A 20,806-nucleotide genomic window follows, 5' to 3' on the forward strand; every position below is an offset into this window, starting at 1 on the left:
CGCTGCGAAAACGCTCATTTGCCGCGAACTGAGTATGTTGCGGAGAGTCCGCCCGCAGGGACAGTTATCGTCTGGGAGAGCATGTTGCCGGTCGTTCGGATCGCCGGGTTCCAAAGCCGCACGGTCGCAGCGCCGGCGGGTACGTTCGGGATGGTGACGTGCCCGCTCGCATCGGTGATCATCGCATAAGGCGTATCGACCACGAACACGAACGCGCTCATCGAATCGTGGATGTTGCAGCCGAGAGAAACCACCCCTGGCTTGTCGAAAGTCACGCTGCGAGCATCCTCCTTGCCGTACAACTTCAGGTCGAACTTCTTCGCAGGCGAAAATGAATAGACGTGGTGGCGCACCTTGTCGCGATTGGGGAAGCTGACGCTCGCACCGACCGGAACGATCAGGATGTGCGGCATGAACATGATGTTCTGCTGCGCTATCTCATAGGGCCATGGAAACTTAATGGGCCCCGCTGGCTTGTGCGGGCTGTCGATCAGGACGACGGCATTCGGCATCGGCTGGCCGGAGGCGTCGCGCACGTCGATATTGACGGTCGCCCCCACGCCGGGGGCGGCGGAAAGGGTCGCGAACACGACCGCGGAACAGGCAATAAGCACGCGCATAATCATGGCTTTAGCGGCCAAGGGTGAGCAAAGCTTCAAGACCGACTTAACGATATACTAACGATACATTGCCAGAGCCTGATCCCTGAACAATCAGGATAGTTTTCATGACGGCGGCTAGGTCATGGCTGATGGCGACTGCGCTGCTCGCGGGAATTGCGGCTGCCGTGCCCGTCCAAGCTGGCGAGCGGCGTGACGGCGGCAAGCTCGTTCTGACCGACGGCATATCGACGGTCGAGGGATCGGCGGGCGGTGGCCTTGCAACTTGGGCGGTAATCGCGGGCGCGGAAACCAAGGACGGCATTGGCGGCACCGTTCACGCGACATACGTCGCCTTGCCCGATTTCGACCTGACCAGTTTCGGCGGCGCCATCGGCATCTCGAACCGTGTCGAATTTTCTTACGCGCATCAGATCTTCGATACTCGGGCAGTGGGCGCTGCGCTGGGGCTCGGGCAGGGCTTCACCTTCAATCAGGACCTGTTCGGCGCGAAAGTGCGGCTGATCGGTGACGCGGTCTATGATCAGGACAGCCTCCTCCCGCAGATCGCGGTCGGCGTACAATATAAGATCGCCAATCGCGGAACCGTGATCCGGGCGGTCGGCGGGAGGCAGTCGCGCGGAACCGACTTCTATGCGTCGGCGACGAAATTGGTGCTGTCGAAAAGCCTTTTGCTAGGCGCGACGGTGCGACTGACCAAGGCCAATCAGTTCGGTTTGCTAGGCTTTGGCGGCGACCAAGACGACAGCTACCGCGCGCAGTTCGAGGGATCAGTCGGAACGCTGCTCACCCCGAACCTGGCAATTGGCGGCGAATATCGCACAAAGCCGAGCAACCTCGGTTTTGCGCGCGAGCAGAATGCGTGGGACGGTTTCGCAGCATGGTCGTTCGACCGTCACGCGACACTGACGGTCGCCTATACCGACCTCGGCGACATCGCCACCGTGCGCGGCCAGCGCGGTGCTTTGTTGTCGCTGCGTGGGCGTTTCTGAACTAGGCTCGCGTCATGATGATCGTGTTCTTTACCGTCGCATTTGCCGCGCAGGCCGTGCCGCCGGGCGAGGAACCCGTCGAACCCTATACCCAGAGCGATGCCAACGCCGGCGCCACCCCGTTTCGCGGTGCGGGGATGCTGCGGGCGTTCCACGGCCGTACGGGCATCAACCGAATGACCGACGATTTCGTCGACCGGCTCCTCGCTGACAAGCGCATCACCGATATTTTCAAGAGCCAGGACATCGTGCGCCTACGCCGTCTGCTCAAAGAGCAATTTTGCTACATCCTTAACGGCGGCTGTGCGTACACCGGGCGCACGATGAAGGCCTCCCATAACAATCTCGGCATTCAAGAGGCCGATATGGGCGCATTGGTCGAGGATCTGCAGGCCGCCATGAGGAAGGAGAAAATCGGCTTCTTCGAGCAGAATCGCTTTTTGGCGAAGCTGGCACCGATAAAGCGCGAGGCCGTCCAGCGCTGAACGAGCTTGGCGCATGCTGTCGAAGACGCGAGCATAGCGCACCGCCTCTTATTCCAAATTGAACGGCTGCAATGATGGCGCCTAACGGCCCTTGCCCTCAGAAAACTTCCAAATCCAATCCGCGGAAGAATTGCTCGCTGTGGGCTGGTACGCGACCAATCGTGTTGGCTATTGTTGTTTCGGCGGCCCGTTGAATGAGCTAGCCAGTCGTTATGACGAGAGGGCAAAATTCAAGAATTTCAGCTGCCAACGGTAGCGAAGCCGCGCCGAACGTGACAGCGCCTGTCGCGCTTTCTGAGAACGCCGCTCCCGCTATTGCTCCCTATCCGTTCCTGACAAACGGCGGCGCCTGCGCCAAACTCATTGCTGCAAAGGACTGGACGCCGACCCCACTCGGATCAATTGAAAGTTGGCCAGCGAGCCTCAAGACCGCCACCGCCATAGTGCTGCGATCTCCCGTGCCAATCGTCATGTTGTGGGGTAGCGCCGGCATCATGCTGTACAACGACGCTTACTCAGCGTTCGCCGGCGGTCGGCATCCCCGATCATTGGGATCAAACGTTCGCGACGGATGGCCGGAAGTCGCAGACTTCAATGAGACTATCATGCGCGCGGGCCTCGCCGGCGAGACGCTGCATTATCGTGATCAAGAGCTGACACTCTACCGGCACGGCTCGCCCGAGCAGGTTTAGATGGATCTCGATTATTCGCCGGTGCTCGGGGAGGACGGCGAGCCGGCCGGCATCATCTGCATTTTGGCGGAAACGACCGAGCGGGTGGCAGCCGAGCGACGAACAGCATTCCTGCTTTCGCTGTCGGATGCGCTTCGGCCGCTTGCCACGCCGGCGGCGATCATGGCGCTGGCGGCCGAACGCCTGGGCGAACAGCCCAACGCGAGCCGTGTCTTCTATGCCGAGATCGCCAACGGTCTGATGACGGTGGAGGCTGACCACGCACGCGGCGTCGCTTCGATCGTTGGCAAGCATTCGCTTGAGGCGTTCGGTCCCGATCTGCTCAATGCCTATCGCACCGGCGCACCGGTTGTGGTTCACGACGTCGCCGGCGACGGGCGGCTCAGCGAACCAGCCCGCGAAGGTCTTCAATCGCGCGAGGTCGGTGCGTTTGTCGATGTCGTGCTCTTCAACGAAGACCTATGGGTCGGCCTTCTAGCGGTGCAGAGCGCATCGTCGCGAACCTGGACGGCAGCTGAAGAAAGCCTCGTTCAGGAAGTAGGCGAACGCATCAGGCCGGCGGTCGAACGCGCGCATGCGGAGGTCCGCCTGCGCGAGCTTAACGAGACGCTCGAGCAGCAGGTGGTCGAGCGGACCGAGGAGCTTCGCCGCTACCAAGACATCGTCGAGGCGACGGTCGCGCCGATCTGCGCCTTTGACACCAATTTCCGCCTGATCGCGTTCAACCGAGCGCACAATGACGAATTCAGGCGGGTCAACGGCTTCGACACGAAGATCGGTGACGTTTTCCCGGATCAATTCATCCCCGAGCAAAACGCGGCCATGCGGCGCCTAATGGGTCGCGCCTTGGCAGGCGAGAGCTTCACGGTCCTCGAGGAGTTCGGCAGGCCCGAGCTCGGCACGCCGTGCTGGGAAATCACCTATACGCCGCTTCGCGATGGTGCGGGCACTGTCGTCGGCGCTTTCCACAGCGCGATCGACATTTCAACGCGGCTGGTGGCGCAGGCCGAGCTGGAGGTGGCGCAGGAGGCCTTGCGCCAGAGCCAGAAGATGGAGGCGATGGGCAGCCTGACTGGCGGCGTCGCGCATGACTTCAACAATCTGCTGACGCCAATCATAGGCTCGCTCGACATGCTGGTTCGAAAGGAGCTTGGCAACGAGCGCGAACAACGGCTCATCGGAGGCGCATTGCAATCTGCCGAGCGCGCCAAGACGCTCGTTCAGCGGCTGCTCGCGTTTGCACGCCGCCAACCCCTGCAGCCGACGCCGATCGATCTCGAAGACCTCGTCTGCAGCATGGCCGATCTCATCGGTTCGACCTTGGGGCCGACGATTGCCGTCAACCTGGACATCGAGGCGAACCTTCCGCCTGCGAGTGCCGACGCCAATCAGCTGGAGATGGCGCTCCTCAATCTGGCGGTGAACGCCAGGGATGCCATGCCCGATGGCGGCGTGCTCACGATCGGAGCCCATCGCTGCAGCGTTACAGACGGCGACGTCGCTGGCATCTCAGCCGGCAGTTATGTGTGTCTCGTCGTGCAGGACACTGGCACTGGAATGGACGCGACCACGGTGGCGCGCGCCATCGAACCGTTCTTCTCGACCAAAGGCGTCGGCAAAGGGACTGGCCTCGGACTTTCCATGGTCCACGGTCTCTTGGCGCAGCTCGGCGGGGGACTCACGATCGACAGCGCGCCTGGTCTCGGAACGAAGATCCAGCTTTGGATTCCGATCAGCGCCGAGGTCGTAATTATCGATGCCCAAGCGCCACCGATCTTGCTTGCATCGGATTTTGCCGGCCGCGCATTGCTCGTGGAAGATGAGGAGCTCGTTCGCATCAGCACCGCCGAGATCCTCGTTGACCTGGGGTACGAAGTTTCGGAGGTCAGCTCGGCGGAGGATGCGCTTCGCCTCGTTAGCGAGGGCTTTGTACCAGATGTGCTGATAACTGATCACCTCATGCCCGGCATGAGCGGCGCCGAACTGGCGCGCAGCCTGAAGTCTGGTCAACCCCAGCTTCCTGTGCTGATTGTCTCGGGCTATGCCGATGCGGACGGCATTGCTCCCGATCTTCCCCGGCTTACCAAACCGTTTCGAAAGGATGAGCTGGCCGCCAGTCTGTCTGCGCTGTCCCTTTCGAGAGCGCATCAATCCGGTTAGTCACCTATCGGCGATGGACCTCTTGCGCGCGCAAGCGGGATCGTAGGCTCGCTCTCATCGAATGTCGGCTAGCCACTACAGATTCCCAGACTCGCCGAACAATCGGTCGGTTCAGACGGCCGCCTCGAGATCTCGTACGACCCAGAATTGCTGCACAACGGCCGCTGGACCGCAGACGCCTTCAGCGCGCTCCGCGAATAGCTAATGCGACCAGTCTCTTTTAGAACAATCGTCACTGCGTCGCGGCGAGGATCACAGCAACCGTTTCTTCTGGCTGGTCCCACATCGGAAAATGCCCGCTTGCCTCAAACCAGTGCAGGGTGGCGGAAGGAAAGGCCGCCCTCGCCCGTGCTGCCTGTCTCGGTAGACACAGACGATCATGGCGGCCCCAGCCGATCACAATCCGAAGCGCTGGATCAGCGGCTGGACCAGTTTGCTCAGGTCCGCCTGCAAGGTCACCGACTAACGCATCGAATGTCGCTGTCGTGCTGAGCGTGGTCAGCTCCGTTGCAACGATCTTTGGATCGAGCGCCCAAGGACGGGCCGACAGCTGCGCCAGCAAAGCAGTGCGGGAAGCAGCGTTTGCGCTCAGCTTCGGCAGGAGAGGCCGGATTGCCCGAACCAGCCGTCCTGATAGTCCTATCGTCGTCTTGAAGAATGTGCGCTCCCAACCGCGCCAAAACCCCCCTGGATCCAGCGCCACGACGTTGCCGACCCGACCACGCCGAGCAAGTTCAAGGACGATCCGCGCACCCATCGAGCTTCCAACGACGTCGATCCCGTCCAGCCCCTTGTCGACAAGATAGCGCTCGACGCTACCAACCAGACCATCGAACGTTCCGCTATCCTGCTCCGCCGGGGTGGCACCATGTCCCGGAAGGTCAATCGCGATCACGGTCCGTTCGGCATTGAGCCGGTCAACTATAGTGTCCCACGATCGCCAGCTGCCGCCAAGACCGTGAATCAGGAGCAGCTTACGGCCAGAGCCGCGTTGAACTTCGTTCATTCAGGAACACTCTCGTTGTTTGATTCCCTGAACGACCATGCTCAGCGTTCGGGGCCAACAAGAGTCTCGATTGATGGCGGCCGATGCGTGCCGCGTATCGACCGCAACGTCTCAGTCGCGGTCAGGACGCGACCGACCTCGTCAGGCGGCGCAGTATTTCGTCTTCCAGAACGATGCTGATATCCGCGCCACTGCGGCGTAATTCCTCGGCCTTGCGATGATCGGCGTGCGCCGTGAAAAAGCGACCAAAGGGCTGCTCCTTGCTGACGACCAGCATCGTCGTGGTCGCGCCGACCGCCGCAACGATGCAAGCACCTTCGGCCGCTAAAGCGCGCGCCAGCAAGCCGTCGCGCGGCGCCCCGAGGAGGGCAATGCGCTCACCTTTCAAAGGGCCGCACGGCGCGGCCTTGGGAGCCGGACCGCACCGCCCACGTGCCGGTGTGAGCCAGCCAGCAAGGTCGATCCCCGTGTGCTCCATCGCCCGCACGACCACTGTCCCCGCCGCGCGGGCGTCGCTGAGCGCATCGTGATGCTTATGCCGGATGCCAAGATATTTGGTCAGCACGTTGAGGCGGTGGCTCGAGAGTTCTGGCCAGGCGCGCTTGGCAACGCGAACGCTGTCGAGCCAAGTCGTCTCAATCACAGGCCGGCTATGAATGCGGCACGCAGCCCCCAACGCGCCTTTGTCGAAATAAGAATGCGCTACGGTGATCCGGCCACCAAGATGATCGTCGATCGCGGCATGCACGTCGGCGAAGGTGGGCGCTCCCTCGACGTGATCGCCGGTGATCCCGTGAATACGGATGTTGAACGACGAAAAGCGGTCGAGCGGATCGACCAGCGTTTCATATTCAAAGACTTCGACGCCGTTCCGGAACCCAACGATCCCTACCTGGCAGATGCTGCTGACGTTCGAGCACGCGGTCTCGACGTCGACGACGACGAAGTCGGGCACCGTTTGGTCTGATGTGACTGGACCGTTGATCGAGAAGACAGATGCGCTCATCTGGCGGAACATATCGTGTCCGGCATCGCTTCGCACCCCCTTATGTTCTCAGCCGGCCGATGGGTCTTGGCGGCTGCATGACAATCCCCATATCCGTTTCAAGTCTCTGGAAACGGATAGAAATGGCAAACGGCTGGGCACCCGACAGCGCGGTTCAGGATCAAATCGACGATACGGTAAAGGACGCTGTCGCATTCGCACGCGCGCGCATGCCGTCCGGGCCGAGCGCCGAGGATTGCGATCTGTGCGGAGAAGAGATTTCGGAGCGGCGACGCGCTGCCGTTCCCGGTGTCCGCACATGTGTTGCCTGTCAGTCGGAGCGCGACAAGCGCCCCGCCCTTTCCGGCATCAACCGTCGCGGTAGCAAGGACAGCCAGTTGCGGTAGCCCCAATCGCCTGCCGATCTGCCGGTAACTCTGGCCCGATGCGCGGAGCCTGCGAGCGTTCTCAAGGTTCGTCGTGGCCAGTTGTGACGGAGTTAGCATCGCGACCACCCTATCGCAAAGGCTTCCGGGCGCGGGCAACCTTTGACACCAAAGCAGGTGTGCAAAGCTCATAGGTGCGGGGCCTGGACGGGCAGAACCGTCTTCTCCGTATAAATTGTTTCGCGGTACCCTGATTATAGATCAGGCAGGATCTGGTCGGCGCGGCCCCAATGCTGCAAGTCTTTCGAAGCAGCCCGTTGCAGCATCGCTTCTGCGTCGCCGATATGCCAGCGCGATGCTGTATCGAGGCTGCGCAGTTCCTCCCAGGTTACCGGGACCGCGATCGGCGCGTGTTCGCGGGATCTCGCACTGTAGGGCATCACAGCCGTGGCCCCGCGCTGATTGCGCAGATAGTCGATGAAGATCTTGCCTGTGCGCCTCGCCTTTGCCAACGCGGCCGTGAATCGATCCGGCTCAGCCTGGGCTAAGGCCATGGCAAAACGGTGCGCGAAATCCTTTATCTCGGGCCACTCCGCCGAGGGTGTCAGGGGGGCGATGACGTGCACCCCCTTCCCGCCCGTCACCATCGGAAACGTGACGAGCCCCATTTGCGCGAGCGTGTCCTGGAGATGGAGGGCGGCGGAGACCACGTCGCTGAACGCGAGACCCTCGTCGGGGTCAAGGTCGAAAACCAGCCTGTCTGCCTTCTCGACATCCTCGATGCGCGCGCCCCAGCCGTGAAACTCGATCGTGCCCATCTGCACGCAGGTCAAGAGACCAGCGGGCGTATCAACGAACAAATAAGGCTCTTCATGACCATCTTTTTCCAGGATGCCGACATGGCGGACGTCGTCCCCGAAAGTCCCGGCGTCGTGCTTTTGAAAAAAGCATTTTTTTGCGCGCCCTTGCGGACACCGCACCAAGCTGATCGGGCGACTTCCCGCCCAGGGCAGCATGATGTCTGCAACCGCTTCGTAATAGTCGGCGAGCTGGCCTTTGCTCAGCTTGCCTTCCGGAAAGATAATGCGCTCGCGGTTGCTGATCCTGACACCGCTCGTCACGGTCGGTGTGGCGACCAATGCGACCTTTGCGGGTTTTTCCAGGACCACGGCTTCGGGCTTCTTGTCCTCGCGCAGGCCCAGATAGCTGGGGTGGCGCAGAACGCCCTCATCGGTAAATTCAATATAGGCGATTTCTGCGACCAGCTTGGGTTTGATCCAGTGGGCGCCGCGCACCGCGGCGCGGGGTGCCTCGACAGGCGCCGTTTTCTGTTCAAGCGGCGCCATGATTCCCATCAGCCGCTCGATCTCGTCCCCGGTGAAACCGGTGCCGACCTTGCCTGCGTAGCGAAGCTTCCCGTCCTCGTTTACGCCCAGGAGCAGCGAGCGGAACCCGCGCTGCTTGTCCGACGGTGTCCAACCTACGATGACGAATTCTTGGCGACGAATGCACTTTGTCTTCACCCAGCTGCCGCTTCGTGAACCGCTATATTTGGCGTCGACACGTTTTGAGATGACGCCTTCGAGGCCGGCGCCGCAAAAGCTGTCGAACAGCTTTTCGCCCTTGCCGATGATATGGTCTGAATATCGCAGGCGTCCGTGCACCTCCCCCATCAGGGCATGCAGCAGTTCCTTGCGTTCGATGAGGGGTCGCTGTGTCAGATCCTCGCCATCCAATTCCAGCAGATCAAAAGCGAAATACTGGATCGCGCTGGGATCGCCCTTCAGCGCCGCCTGCAGCGCCTGAAAGCTGGTCCTGCCGTCCGGCAAGGTTACGACAGCTTCTCCATCGATGAGGGCGCTCGTGGCGGTAAGACCGACGGCATCGGCGATGAGGTGCGAAAACCTGTCGGACCAGTCGAGCCCGGAGCGCGTATAGGCACGGCCTTCGCCGCCGCCCGTCGCGAGCAAGGTTCGATAGCCATCGTATTTGAGCTCGTGCAGCCAGCGATCTCCTGGCGGCACATTGTCGACCAACGCCGCGAGTTGCACGGGCTGAAACGGTGGCAGCGTGCCCTTGGGCATTTTCCGCGTCCGCCCGGAAACCGAAGCTTTGCCTTTTGAAATCTTCGGCGACGGAGCTCCGGACCCCGCGCGCTTTGCAGCTGCGCCAGCCGCTATTTCGTCCATCGTCCGATCGGTGTCGACGCTGGTGAGATGAATGCCGACGAGATCGTCGGAGCCGCCGGCGAAAGCATCGTTGACCTTGCGCAAAATCCAGTTCTCGGCCTTTTCCTTGCCGCGAGGTTTGAGACGAAACAAAATCCACTCGCCGCGCATGCGCCGGCCGTGAAGGATGACATGCAGGTGGCCTTCCGGCAAGGTCTGCCGCGGATCCTTGCCGGGGATTGATTCCCAGGTGCCGTTATCCCAGAGCATGACGGTGCCGCCGCCATATTCGCCCTTGGGGATCGTGCCCTCGAAGCGAGCATAATCCAGCGGGTGGTCTTCCGTGCGCACCGCCAGGCGCTTGTCATCCGGATTGACGCTTGGGCCCCGCGTCACCGCCCAGCTGACGAGGACGCCGTCAAGTTCGAGCCGAAAATCATAATGGAGCCGCGTGGCGGCGTGCTTCTGAACGACGAACCCATTGCCGCTGGTCTGCTCGGTCGCACCGGACGGTTCGGCCGTCCGCGCAAAATCGCGTTTGGCGCGGTACCGCGCAAGACTATCGGCATCCGATGTCTTCTTCGCCGTTGTGCTGCGCGCCATGCTGGTGTCCTTCGTCGTCACAATCCACAGGCGCCGGGAGTCGTTCCGCCCCGCTTCCGCTCAGGAAATGGTGCGGACAAAGCGATAGCTTCGCTGCTCGAACCCCGTCGATCGAAAGAAGTTGTGCGAATTCTTGAGATCAATGTCGCTCATGACCTCGACCGTCGTGCACTTTGCCTTGGCAAGCGCTGCAAGCGCCGCGTCGAGCAGCCTGGTTCCGATCCCGCATTGCCGTCGCTTATCGGTGACCACAAGGAGTGAAATGCGGCCGACCTTGCCGCGGTGGAGCGTCGCGACCGTGGTCCAGGCGCAGCATCCCACGAGGTCGCCATAAGCCGCGATCATCACGCCACCCCCTGCCTTGCGGACGCGCTCAAGGTTTGCGGCGGCGGCTGCCCCATCGATCGTGATGCCGTTCAACTGTCCAAGCAATCGGGCCAGCGCCTTTCCGTCAGCAGGCTTCGCCGCGCGCACGACGAGTTCAGGCTCGGGAACAAGCTTCGGTTTGGCAGCCGCCGTCGGTCGCACGAAGACCGACGCCTCGCGCTCTCGCGGGTGCGGCGTCTTGCCGAGGCCCGACGGCGCAGCCTTTTTCGTTGAGGCGGGCTTGCCCTTTGCGGGTGGTGTGTCCTCTTCTCTCGGAAGCGCGACTGCCTTCTTCGTCAAAGGCTTTTCCGCCGGCAATTGCGCCGACTGCCGCCACGTACCGGTCGCGCCAGCGCGCAGATACGCTTCGATATCTTCAGCGCTTGCTGTCAGCTCGCCGTCGCCGATTCCCAGCAGCGGCTTTCCCTCCGCGTCGGTCAGGCCAAACTTCCCGAAGTCGCCAACGCCAGCCTTTCGCCGTCGGGACTTGACCAGTTTCAAGCCGCGGTGCTGCGCCAGCTCGCGCAGCTCATCCATTTCGCCCTCTGCCATTTTAGGGCAGCCGGGACGAGTCGGCGTCACCGCCGGTTATGGGAGCAGGAAGGCGATGACTCGCTTTGGCGTGGATTGGATTCGGCTCGGCGCTCAAGGCGGAACGATCGATTCTGCCGCTCGCTGCGCTGCCATGCGTGCCTGTCGTTTTCCGAAATCCGCGATGATCGAGCGTGTCTGTTACGACGACGCCGCGCAGACGATGAGCATCGCGTTTCGGTCTGCGATCAAATACTTTTATTACGACGTGCCGGAGCCGGTCTTCGCAGCTTTCTGCCAAGCGGCATCGGCAGGCACTTTTTTCAACGAACAGATCAAGGGGCGCTTTCGCTGTCAGCGGGACCCGGACCGACGTCGCTTCGGTCCAAACGCCAACCTCGAACTGCCCGCGCGGTGAGACATTAGGCATCGCCAAGGACGCGGTAGACGGCCATCAAGTGTCGGGACGCGCTCGCCCGCGCCTTTGGCGAGCGTATCGTTACGTCGTTGGTCTCCTTGAGCATCGTCAGCATTTCCAACACCTCTGCGCGCGACATGCCGCTGTCGCGCAGGTGGGTTCCGATCAGCGTCAACAGGTTGCTCCACAATGTGATGGCGCCTTCGGCAAACGCCTCTGCGCTGTCCTCGCTTGCGATCTCGGACGTCGCCTCGACCACCGCCCTAAGCCCGTTTGCGCGCCGGCGCCTTGGCGGGCTTGTCGGTCGCCTTTTTGGCTGCGGCCTTGGCGGGCGCTTTCTTCGCCGCAGTCTTGTCAGCGGCACCGGACCCAATCGATTTTTTCAGCGCCGCCATCAGGTCGACGACGTTGCTGCCGCGCGGATCGGCCTTCTCCGCGCCATCGTCGATGTTGAGCGTCTTGCCTTTCTTTTTGCGCTCGATCAGATCTTTGAGAGCATCGACATAACGGTCGTGGAAGTCGCTAGCGTCGAACTTGCCGGTCTTCTTGTCGATCAGGGTCGTTGCCAGATCTAGCAGTTCCTCATCGGGATCGGAATCCGCGATCTCGCGAAAGTAGCTCGCCGCCTTGTTGACCTCGTCAGCGTAGCGCAGTGTTTCCATCACGATCCCGCGTCCGCAGGCCTTGATGCTGACGACATATTCGCGGCCGCGCATGGCGAGCTGGCCGAGCCCGATCTTGCGGCTGCGGCGCAACGCTTCGCGCAAGACGATGAACGCTTCCTCGGCGAGGTCATCGGCCGGCACGACGTAATAGGGCTTTTCGAAATAGATCATGTCGATGTCCTGGGCATCGACGAACTGGGTAAGCTCGAGCGTCTTCTTGCTTTCGAGCTTTACGCCTTCGATTTCCTTTTCGTCGAGCAGGACATATTCGCCTTTGGCATATTCGAAGCCCTTGACGATCTCGTTGACGTCAACCGGCCCAATGCCGGGAACGACCTTTTCGTATTTGATGCGCTTGCCCGAGGGCTCGTGGATTTGATTGAAGGCGATCGTCGCCCCGCTCTTCGTAGCGGAGTAAATCTCGACAGGGATTGATACGAGCGCCAGTCTGATCTGGCCTCTCCAATACGGACGTGCAGCCATCACATGGTCTCCTAAACAGGAAACTCTATACTCTCCACGACGGACCTGCGTTCCCGCGTCGAGCGATATGACGCGAGCCGCGGTGAGCCAGCACGCCGCACGTGACCGCGCTGCATCTACCGCGACGCCAAAAACTTACTTCTTCAGCTTTGCCGCAGCGGCGTTGAGCTTGTCGCGGTCGTTGCCGATCCGATTGATCAGGCCCTCGGCCTGTTCCTTGCTGATGTCGTGCTTGCGCGCGAAATAATTGACCTCATAGCCTTCGCCGCCTGCGACCTTTCGGCGGTCCGCAGCGCCACGTTTCGTTTTGTCATCCGCCATGTGTGTTCTCCTTCCAGTGCAGAATCAGCGGCGGGCGCAGGAGTTCCGCCGCGACGCGGTCCATGACGATGCCGGGGATTCCCGACGATCACAGACGTGCGAAGACGGCGGCGCCCCTCACCATTGCAGACTGATCTCGCCGCTCGCCGGGACGCGGAATTCGACGCGGTCCGGTCCGGATGTGAAAGGCCGGACCGTCTCCCCTGAAATCGTCCGCAGCCTGACCTTGGGCATCGTCGCGCGCGGCAAGCGCATCAGGATGAACTTCGCTTCCCGGGTATGTCCACCGTCTAGGCCGAAGGTGAGCGAGCGTTCGGAGGTCCGCTCGCTGGTCACCGGAAAGTGATCGCAAAAAATCCTGAAGGGGGCGCCGCTGACATTGTGGAACGCCCGGCTCGCAAACACGAAGGCGGCGCCTGCGCCGTAGATCTCCTGCCCGACCTGTCCGGCGGGCTGCCCGTCGACATACAGGTCTTCGATCGGAAAGGAGAGTGCGCGATCGATGTGGCCATTGCGAATGTCGTCTTGGGCAAGCGCATCCGCAGGGAGCGCGTCGGGATAATAGAACCACGCGCGGTCGAGCGCATATTTGCAATATTCGCTGATCAGCAGTCGTGCGGCCGGATCGAGGTCTGGACCGCTGTCTTTCAGATATTGCTCGAACGCGGCAAAGCTGTCGAAGCATTCGAAGATCGCCATATATGGCGCATCGTGCAGGCAGGTGGCGCCGAGGAAGACCTTGTACCGGGCGGCGTGCGCGATTTCCGATTCCCAGATCACGCAATTGTGGAAAAAGCTCGCCAGATAGACATAGCCCTGTTGCAGGTAATAGGCCTCGTCGGTGATGCGCCAAAGCCGCATGCACGCCGCGGCCCCCCAAGCGGTCAGGTTCGCCTGATAGTTCAGTTCGAAGCGCATCTCTCGCGCCGCGTCGATCGCGTAACGCGCTTCCTTCAGGAAGGTCTGATCTCCGGTAAGCTCATAGGCCTGCACCATGACATAGGCATAGATGCCGCCCACGTCCGTCTGACCAAGCCCGTCCTCATTGCGCGCCTCGACGATCACGTCGAAACTGTCGACCTTGAACTGGATCGGCCAGGCATAATTGAAATGTCGCGCTGCTTTGACGGCCAGACCGAGCGCGCCCTCGAACAGCCGCTTGGCGCGTGCGTCACCGGCTCGGGCGAGGTGCCCGAGGTTGAGCAAGGGATGGTAGAGATACCAACTGTCGACCGCGAGCTTGTCCTTGTCCTTGCCGACATTCGGCAGGTAGCGGCGCATCGTCTCGAGATCCGGGTCATGGAATTTCTCCAGGCCCCGTTCGAGCGCTTCGCAAAACGGGATGTCCTTGCCTGTCCAGTCGGCATAGTTTCGCAGCGGCGCGATGATCGCCATCTGCACCATGACATCGGGATATTCGGATGCCGTATATGGATGGATGTAGGTGTGCCCGTAGTGGCGGATCGTAGCCTCGGGCGCCGTTTCAAGGTCCTTGAGCGTCTGGTCGGCGCGCGACACCCAGTCCCGAAACGCCGTGTCGGGCGCCTCGAGCTGGCGGTAGGCCGTACCCAGCAATTGCAGGAAGCGACGCGCGGAATCCTGTTCGTCGCAAGCGGTGGCATTGTGGAAGACCAGAATTGCGTCCGAGATCGTGACGCTTTTGCCCGCGGGCAGGGGGTTGACCGGGGGCGTGCCACTCTGCGGCGGCGTTGGCGGAAGATAGCCTAGTTCAGGCCATTCGCCACCGACCGCGCCGTCGGGCTTGGTGTCGGTTGCGCGGAAATAGTCATTCAGCGCGGTCAGATTCTGAAGATACAGCACGCTGCCGAAAGCGGGCTGATCGAGATGGAAATAGCACAGGCCGACATTCAGCCCGCGTTGGGCCGCCTCGACCGCGCCTACAGCCGCTAGGGGATCGTCGCCCGCACCGAGCGGATAGAGATCGCGCGGAAAGTACGGGACCAGAAGCGGTGCAGCGGGCGTGAGGGTGGTCGTGACGCGGAGCAGCGCGAGTTCGAGATCATCGCTGCGCAGAACGACGCTCTGTGTGCCGATGGCGCTCTCGACCTCGAGATGCAGCAGTTCGCCTGGCCCGCGACGCCGGCGGGACACTTTCGTGGGACGGCCCGCGCAATATGCGAGGCGCAAGGCCAGGCCCCCCTTGGCGGCGCGTCGTATGATGGCCCAGAGGGAATCCTGTCCGACGCAGATCTCCACGTCACGGTCCCCGAGCGGCAAGGTCGTGATGCGCCGCATGCCGGCCGCGAGCTCGGCTGCAAGACCAATGGCCGCCGGACTCCCGGCGATCGCGTTCTTCATTTCGGCGGACCTCCCTGTCCTTCCCGACGCGGCTCGTCGGCCGCCTACCGGGTTTTTGCTGCTGTGGTGAACGTGCCCTGCGTAACTTCACCGGACGCGCAAAAGCTGCGCTCGGCGAGCAACTTTAACGGTCCTTCCAACAAGTGGTTGCAGCCTTGTGATTTTCAGAATGCTGCGGGTTTTGCGGCACGTCTGTTCGATCCACTATCGGAACAAAACACTGGCTCGTCGGAGCTTCGCCGCGTCGCCGGACGATACGCTGCGGGCGTTCGTGAGGTGGGGACGTTTGCGATCACGCGGTCAGCAGATGGCAGCGTTTTCCCCGAGCGGCCGCACGACATCTTGCCGTGTGAGGCCCGATCTAGAGATGTGAGACGCAACCTTGCAACACGACCGGCAGTTGAAGGCGTTCCCCGTCCAGGAGTTTCTCGATGTCACACCAGCCCCCCATTCCTGACGCCGCGACGTCTCCCTATCCGCTGCATCCTGCGCCGATCGCGTCCGGGCCAAATCCCACAAGCACGTCAGAGGCTGGCGAGGGTCACGCGACCGGGTCCGAGAAAGGGCTTTCTGCCGGAGCGCTTGGCGTGGGCGCAGCCGTGGCGTTTGGCAGCGTTGCCGTCGTTGGCGGATGGTTGTGGACCCTGCGCCGAACGCGGCGCGCAGCGGCGAGCAGTGTATCCGACGCCAAGGCCAAGCGCGGCGGACCCGCCCAGCGGCGTACCGCGCGCGGTGAACCCTATGAGGTCAGCTATTTCGCGCGGAAGCACCGGATCAGCGCGGCAGAAGCGCGCGCCATCATCAAGCAGGCCGGGCCCGACCGAAAAGCGGCCAACCGTCTCGCCAGCGAGCGCGCGAAATAAGCACCCGTCTTGGTTCACTTATAAAACGGGTCGGACGCGCGCTCCTGCGAACGTTCGATCATTGAAAGGCGATGCTATGACAGAAGCGAGCTGGGGCGACACGACAGAGTCTCCTGAAATTCCTTGGCGCATGAGCGCGTCGCTCGAGAACGTGCCCCGCGGCGATTCCGAGCTCGCCGAGGTCACGAGTCTGGAGGGTGCGGTTCGCGCCTGGCTCGCGCTTGATCCCTCCCACCGGAACGCTGCCAACCTGAGCGTCGAACATGCCATTCAGATTGATGGCGTGTCGGTCACGACCTTTGCCGGCGAAGGGATTGCCGTGCTTGCCGAGCGACTACCCGATCATGGAAGCTCATAAGTCGGGGTGACGCCTCACCTGATGGCGCCCTTCCCCACGCCGCCCACATACCTGTGGTCACGCCCTGTCAGACGATCGTCAGCGCCGCTCGCCGCCGTGTCGTATATTCCCGCGCATTGGCCTCGCCAATGTCTCGAGCCTCCTCGCAATCGCGGTACCCATAGCCGAACATGGGCACGATCCCGAATTGCTCGACCTCCCAGTCGCGGCGGGCATCCTCCTCGTCATCGCTTTCGTGATCATTGGCCGGCCGGGTCGCCGCGTAGGTCTCATAGCCGACATTCGAGAAGGTGAGATCATACGCGTCGGCGGCAGGATCGAACGGCGGCTTGCTCCGAGAGACGCCGATATCGTGCACTTGATGTTGATGCGGCATACGCAGCTTTACGACCTCGCGGACGCCCTGATGCTCGTCGAACGTGGCGTCGACACCCTCTTCCGTCACACGATAGATACCGCATCGCTCGCCAGTGCGGGCCTCGACAATCTCGCCGTGGCTGAAATCGAAAAACCGCGTGCTCGTCAGGCTGAGCGGCTCGTCCTCCCAGAGCAGCCAGAAACGTCCCTCGAATTCCATTTCCATCTCCGACTCACGAGACAGTGAACATAGAACATTTCAGGAACAATGGCGAGTCTGGAGGTGCTGGTCAGGACCCATCGCCATCCGGTACGGCGCCCGCAATGCGAAGCTGGCGGACGATGCCGTTAAAGGCTGCCGTACAGCCCTGCGCCCGGCCGATCGCATTGTCGGTCCCCGCCGCATCCCAGAACATCTCCAGCGGCCAGCGGTCCGGGCAGAAGTGCAACAGACATCGCAGGGCAAGGCGCACCTCGACCGTCGCCACCGCCGACTGAGTCGAGCGCATCATGGCGGAACGGAGGACACGGACAGAAAGCTCGATGACGATACGCTGGTGTCGCGAAAGCGAAGCGGGCACGCTCAGTGGAAATCGTGCGATTTGATGCGCACAAGATCCTCGGGATCGGCGCCGCCTGCGAATGGCGGATGATAGAGGTTGTGGGGCTTCGGGACCCAGCCCGGATCGCCGCGATCGGGTGCTCCGGCATGCGTTGCGCCGTCGCCGCGCCCGGTCCGGTGCGGAAACTGCATCGAGCCGACCTGGCGCAGCATGTCGGTGCGGTCGACCATGTGATCGACGATGACATGGATGACCTCCCCCTCCTTCTGGAGGCGACCGCGCAGGCTGACCATCGACGACGACATGACGACGCGGCGATACGTCTCGAAGCGGTCGGGCCAGAGGATGCCCTGTGCAACGCCGGTCTCATCCTCGATCGTAATGAACAGCACGCCTTTGGCGCTGCCGGGCTTCTGCCGCACGAGGATCACGCCGGCGACCTCGACGTGTCGGCCGTCCTTGATGCGGGTCAGATCGGCGCAGGTGCGAATGCCTTCGCGTTCCAGCCCACCGCGCAGGAACGAAACAGGATGTGCGCGCAGCGACAATTGCGTCATCCGATAATCCTCAACCACCTCGCGTCCATCGGTCATCGGAACCAGGACAACCGCCGGCTCGAGCCCTTCCGGGCTGAAGCCCGCCTCGCGCGCGTCGGCGGCGGCGAACAGCGGCAGCGGCGCCTCACCCAGACCTTTCACCCGCCACAGGCCCTGCCGCCGATCGTCACCGAGCGCGTGGAATACATCGGCCTCGGCCAGCCGTTCGATCGCGGCGCGCGGAACCTCGGCACGGCGCCAGACCTCCTCGGCCGAGCCGTACGGCAGGTCGCGGCGCGCGGACACGATCGCCGCGCCATGCAGATTGGCGAGCCCGCGAATCTGCCCGAACCCGAGGCGCACCGCGCGATACGGCCCATCGGTCGGCTCCAGCGTGCAATCCCAGCGGCTCCGGTTCACGCAGATCGGCCGCACCTCGACGCCGTGGCGCTCGGCATCCTGAACGATCTGCGCGGGCGCATAGAAGCCCATCGGCTGCGCGTTGAGGAGGGCTGCACAGAAGACGTCGGGATGATGATGCTTCATCCACGAGCTGGCATAGGCAATCTTGGCGAACGAGGCGGCATGGCTCTCGGGAAAGCCATAGCTCCCGAAGCCCTCGATCTGCTTGAAGGTGCGCTCGGCGAAGTCCTTAGGATAGCCGCGCTCGACCATGCCGCCGACAAGCTTGTCGTAGAAATGGCTGACGCCGCCCGTCAGCTTGAAGGTCGACATCGCGCGCCGGAGCTGATCGGCCTCCGCAGGCGTGAACCCGGCGCCGACGATCGCAACCTTCATCGCCTGCTCCTGGAACAGCGGCACGCCGAGGGTCTTTTCGAGCACGGCGCGCAGTTCGGGCTTGGGATATTCCGGACGTTCCCTGCCCTCGCGTCGCCTAAGATAGGGGTGGACCATGTCGCCCTGGATCGGACCCGGCCGCACGATCGCCACCTCGATGACGAGGTCATAGAAGCGCGTCGGCTTCATGCGGGGCAGCATCGACATCTGCGCGCGGCTTTCGATCTGGAAGACGCCAAGCGTGTCGGCCTTCTGGATCATCGCATAGACGTCCGGATCGTCGTCCTGCAGGTCGGCCATCGTGACGCGGATGCCCTTGTCCGCCTCGAGCATGTTGAAGGCGCGGTTCATGCAGCCGAGCATGCCAAGGCCCAGTACGTCGACCTTCATGAACTTCAAGGCGTCGATATCGTCCTTGTCCCATTCGATCACCTGGCGGTCGGCCATGGCGGCTGGCTCGATCGGCACCAGATCGTCAAGCCGGGCTTCGGTCAGCACGAACCCGCCGGGGTGCTGAGACAGATGGCGCGGCGTGCCGATCAGCCGACTGGCGAGGTCGAGTGCCAGTCGCAGTCGCCGGTCGCCGAGGTTGAGGTTGAGTTCCTTCGCCTGTTTCTCGCCGACGCCTTCCGCCGACCAGCCCCAGACCAGGCCCGATAGCGACGCGGTCAGATCCTCGGGCAGGCCGAGCGCCTTGCCGACCTCGCGGATCGCGCCGCGCGCGCGGTAGCGCGTGACGACCGCGGTCAGCGCCGAGCGGTCGCGGCCATAGGTCTCATAGATCCACTGAATGATCTCCTCACGCCGTTCATGCTCGAAATCGACGTCGATATCGGGCGGCTCGGGGCGCTCGCCGGAGACGAAGCGCTCGAACAGCAATTCATGGCGGATGGGATCAATCGAGGTGATGCCGAGCACGAAGCAGACACAGCTGTTCGCGGCCGACCCGCGCCCCTGGCACAATATCCCGCGCCGCCGCGCCTCGTTGACGATGGCATGTACCGTCAGGAAATAGGGGGCGTAAGCAAGCTTGCCGATCAGCGCGAGCTCGTGGGTGATCTGGTCGGCGTGCGCCTGCGGCACACCGTCCGGAAACATTCGCTCGGCGGCTTCGCGCGACAGCTTTTCGAGCGCTTCCTGCGCGCTTAATCCGTCCAACACGCGCTCGTGCGGATATTGATAGCTCAGTTCGCCGAGATCGAAGCTGCACAGCCGGGCGATATCGGCGGTCGCGCGGATCGCGTCGGGAAAGTCCGCGAAGCGGCGCTCCATCTCTTCGGGCGATTTCAGGTGGCGATCGCCGTGGCGTTCGCGCCGATAGCCGAGCCGGTCAATCGTCGTCCCTTCGCGGATCGCGGTGACGACATCCTGCAAGAGCCGCGCCTCGGGCGCGTGATAGAGCACATCTCCGGTCGCGACCGCGCGCACCCCCGCCTTGCGCGCCTGCGCGGCCAAGGCATGCAGGCGCACCATATCCTCGGGGCGCCGACGGAGCGCCAGCGCGAGATGCCCGCGCCGCCCGAAGACCTCGCGCAGCGCCCCAAGGTCGTGATCCAGCCGATCGTCGGCCAAATCGGGCAGCAACGTCGCGACCAGTCCGTCGGCATGATGCGCCACATCCGCCCAGCTCAGCTCGCACCCACCCTTGCCTGCCCTTGCCTTGCCGACGGTCAGCAGCCGCGTCAGTCGCGACCAGGCCGCGCGGTCGGTCGGATGCAGGAGCAATTGTCGGCCGTCGTCGAGCACGATGCGGGCGCCGGGGATCAGCCGAACGCCGGTCGCCTTCTGTCCCTGCCAGGCACGCACCATGCCGGCGACGCTGCCGAGATCCGTGACGCCAAGCGCGCCGTGACCGAGCAGCGCGGCCGCCGAAAACAGCTCTTCGGGCGAGGACGCGCCGTGCAGAAACGAGAAATGCGTGGTGACGTGAAGCTCGACATAGGTGGACACGGGTGACGCCTGACGCCGTTGCCGGCCGATTCGATGTTCGCTCTATGTTCCAATGTGCGCGGGCCAGCGTCAACCCGCCAAAGCCGTGTACCGCCGTCCATGCCTGCAGCCGCTGCCGCTCTTTGCGTGAGCCTCCGGAGGCGAAAGATCCGGCGCTCCCTCTCAGGCAGCCCGAGGAATG

At 62.7% G+C, this 20,806-nt stretch carries 20 protein-coding genes; 8 read left to right on the forward strand and 12 right to left on the reverse strand.

Going from position 1 to position 20,806, the window contains the following annotated elements; translation table 11 throughout:
* Positions 1–14 precede the first annotated feature (14 nt).
* On the reverse strand, positions 15–659 hold the full coding sequence (locus tag Q5H94_RS06155; protein ID WP_304560358.1) for a methylamine utilization protein: 645 nt from the start codon (positions 657–659) through the stop codon (positions 15–17).
* 68 nt (positions 660–727) lie between these two features.
* On the opposite strand from Q5H94_RS06155, the gene Q5H94_RS06160 reads away from it, so the two are divergent.
* The 4 genes from Q5H94_RS06160 (at position 728) to Q5H94_RS06170 (ending at position 4,949) form a co-directional block, all read left to right on the forward strand.
* A complete protein-coding gene (locus Q5H94_RS06160; RefSeq protein WP_304560359.1) occupies positions 728–1,612 on the forward strand; it encodes a DUF3034 family protein in 885 nt (294 codons plus the stop codon).
* A 14-nt stretch (positions 1,613–1,626) separates the two neighbouring features.
* Positions 1,627–2,097 (forward strand): group I truncated hemoglobin, encoded by a 471-nt coding sequence (locus Q5H94_RS06165; RefSeq protein ID WP_304560360.1) that lies wholly within the window; start codon positions 1,627–1,629, stop codon positions 2,095–2,097.
* Between the two features lie 272 nt (positions 2,098–2,369).
* Entirely contained in the window at positions 2,370–2,789 is a 420-nt protein-coding gene (locus tag Q5H94_RS20465) for a hypothetical protein (protein ID WP_341850092.1), read from the forward strand.
* Entirely contained in the window at positions 2,790–4,949 is a 2,160-nt protein-coding gene (locus Q5H94_RS06170) for a GAF domain-containing hybrid sensor histidine kinase/response regulator (RefSeq protein ID WP_341850093.1), read from the forward strand. It abuts the gene before it with no gap.
* Positions 4,950–5,181: 232 nt separating this feature from the next.
* Here the strand turns inward: Q5H94_RS06170 and Q5H94_RS06175 are convergent, their stop codons facing one another.
* Together Q5H94_RS06175 and Q5H94_RS06180 are read right to left on the reverse strand one after the other, a co-directional pair.
* The gene (locus Q5H94_RS06175) at positions 5,182–5,955 is read right to left on the reverse strand and encodes an alpha/beta fold hydrolase (protein WP_304560361.1); all 774 of its coding nucleotides are present in this window, start codon (positions 5,953–5,955) and stop codon (positions 5,182–5,184) included.
* Positions 5,956–6,076: 121 nt separating this feature from the next.
* Positions 6,077–6,973 (reverse strand): 3'-5' exonuclease, encoded by an 897-nt coding sequence (locus Q5H94_RS06180; RefSeq protein ID WP_304560362.1) that lies wholly within the window; start codon positions 6,971–6,973, stop codon positions 6,077–6,079.
* Positions 6,974–7,083: 110 nt separating this feature from the next.
* Here Q5H94_RS06180 and Q5H94_RS06185 point away from each other — a divergent pair, with 110 nt between their 5' ends.
* A complete protein-coding gene (locus Q5H94_RS06185; protein WP_304560363.1) occupies positions 7,084–7,347 on the forward strand; it encodes a DksA/TraR family C4-type zinc finger protein in 264 nt (87 codons plus the stop codon).
* A 233-nt stretch (positions 7,348–7,580) separates the two neighbouring features.
* Here the strand turns inward: Q5H94_RS06185 and ligD are convergent, their stop codons facing one another.
* Together ligD and Q5H94_RS06195 are read right to left on the reverse strand one after the other, a co-directional pair.
* Positions 7,581–10,097 (reverse strand): DNA ligase D, encoded by a 2,517-nt coding sequence (gene ligD, locus Q5H94_RS06190; RefSeq protein WP_304560364.1) that lies wholly within the window; start codon positions 10,095–10,097, stop codon positions 7,581–7,583.
* Between the two features lie 60 nt (positions 10,098–10,157).
* Positions 10,158–11,000 carry a GNAT family N-acetyltransferase gene (locus Q5H94_RS06195; RefSeq protein ID WP_304560365.1) on the reverse strand — a complete coding sequence of 281 codons (843 nt, stop codon included), beginning with the start codon at positions 10,998–11,000 and terminating at the stop codon, positions 10,158–10,160.
* A gap of 70 nt (positions 11,001–11,070) precedes the next feature.
* On the opposite strand from Q5H94_RS06195, the gene Q5H94_RS06200 reads away from it, so the two are divergent.
* Positions 11,071–11,412 (forward strand): KTSC domain-containing protein, encoded by a 342-nt coding sequence (locus Q5H94_RS06200; protein ID WP_304560366.1) that lies wholly within the window; start codon positions 11,071–11,073, stop codon positions 11,410–11,412.
* A gap of 4 nt (positions 11,413–11,416) precedes the next feature.
* Here the strand turns inward: Q5H94_RS06200 and Q5H94_RS06205 are convergent, their stop codons facing one another.
* The 4 genes from Q5H94_RS06205 to Q5H94_RS06220 all read right to left on the reverse strand — a co-directional run bounded on the left by Q5H94_RS06205 (position 11,417) and on the right by Q5H94_RS06220 (position 15,200).
* Positions 11,417–11,671 carry a hypothetical protein gene (locus tag Q5H94_RS06205; RefSeq protein ID WP_304560367.1) on the reverse strand — a complete coding sequence of 85 codons (255 nt, stop codon included), beginning with the start codon at positions 11,669–11,671 and terminating at the stop codon, positions 11,417–11,419.
* A gap of 4 nt (positions 11,672–11,675) precedes the next feature.
* Positions 11,676–12,560 (reverse strand): non-homologous end joining protein Ku, encoded by an 885-nt coding sequence (ku, locus tag Q5H94_RS06210; protein WP_304560368.1) that lies wholly within the window; start codon positions 12,558–12,560, stop codon positions 11,676–11,678.
* 135 nt (positions 12,561–12,695) lie between these two features.
* On the reverse strand, positions 12,696–12,881 hold the full coding sequence (locus tag Q5H94_RS06215) for a DUF3606 domain-containing protein (protein WP_304560369.1): 186 nt from the start codon (positions 12,879–12,881) through the stop codon (positions 12,696–12,698).
* Between the two features lie 117 nt (positions 12,882–12,998).
* Positions 12,999–15,200: a hypothetical protein gene (locus Q5H94_RS06220; RefSeq protein WP_304560370.1), complete on the reverse strand. Its 2,202-nt coding sequence runs from the start codon at positions 15,198–15,200 to the stop codon at positions 12,999–13,001.
* Between the two features lie 587 nt (positions 15,201–15,787).
* Here Q5H94_RS06220 and Q5H94_RS06225 point away from each other — a divergent pair.
* Both Q5H94_RS06225 and Q5H94_RS06230 read left to right on the forward strand, forming a co-directional pair.
* Positions 15,788–16,063: a hypothetical protein gene (locus Q5H94_RS06225; protein WP_304560371.1), complete on the forward strand. Its 276-nt coding sequence runs from the start codon at positions 15,788–15,790 to the stop codon at positions 16,061–16,063.
* 76 nt (positions 16,064–16,139) lie between these two features.
* The gene (locus Q5H94_RS06230; protein WP_304560372.1) at positions 16,140–16,421 is read left to right on the forward strand and encodes a hypothetical protein; all 282 of its coding nucleotides are present in this window, start codon (positions 16,140–16,142) and stop codon (positions 16,419–16,421) included.
* Between the two features lie 67 nt (positions 16,422–16,488).
* Here the strand turns inward: Q5H94_RS06230 and Q5H94_RS06235 are convergent, their stop codons facing one another.
* The 3 genes from Q5H94_RS06235 to Q5H94_RS06245 form a co-directional block, all read right to left on the reverse strand.
* Positions 16,489–16,998 carry a hypothetical protein gene (locus Q5H94_RS06235; RefSeq protein WP_304560373.1) on the reverse strand — a complete coding sequence of 170 codons (510 nt, stop codon included), beginning with the start codon at positions 16,996–16,998 and terminating at the stop codon, positions 16,489–16,491.
* Between the two features lie 70 nt (positions 16,999–17,068).
* Complete coding sequence (locus Q5H94_RS06240; protein WP_304560374.1) at positions 17,069–17,290, reverse strand: hypothetical protein; 222 nt, start codon at positions 17,288–17,290, stop codon at positions 17,069–17,071.
* Between the two features lie 71 nt (positions 17,291–17,361).
* A complete protein-coding gene (locus Q5H94_RS06245; protein WP_304560375.1) occupies positions 17,362–20,625 on the reverse strand; it encodes an error-prone DNA polymerase in 3,264 nt (1,087 codons plus the stop codon).
* Between the last annotated feature and the right edge of the window lie 181 nt (positions 20,626–20,806).

It is taken from the genome of Sphingomonas immobilis (assembly GCF_030580995.1).
Taxonomy (GTDB): Bacteria; Pseudomonadota; Alphaproteobacteria; order Sphingomonadales; family Sphingomonadaceae; genus Sphingomonas; species Sphingomonas immobilis.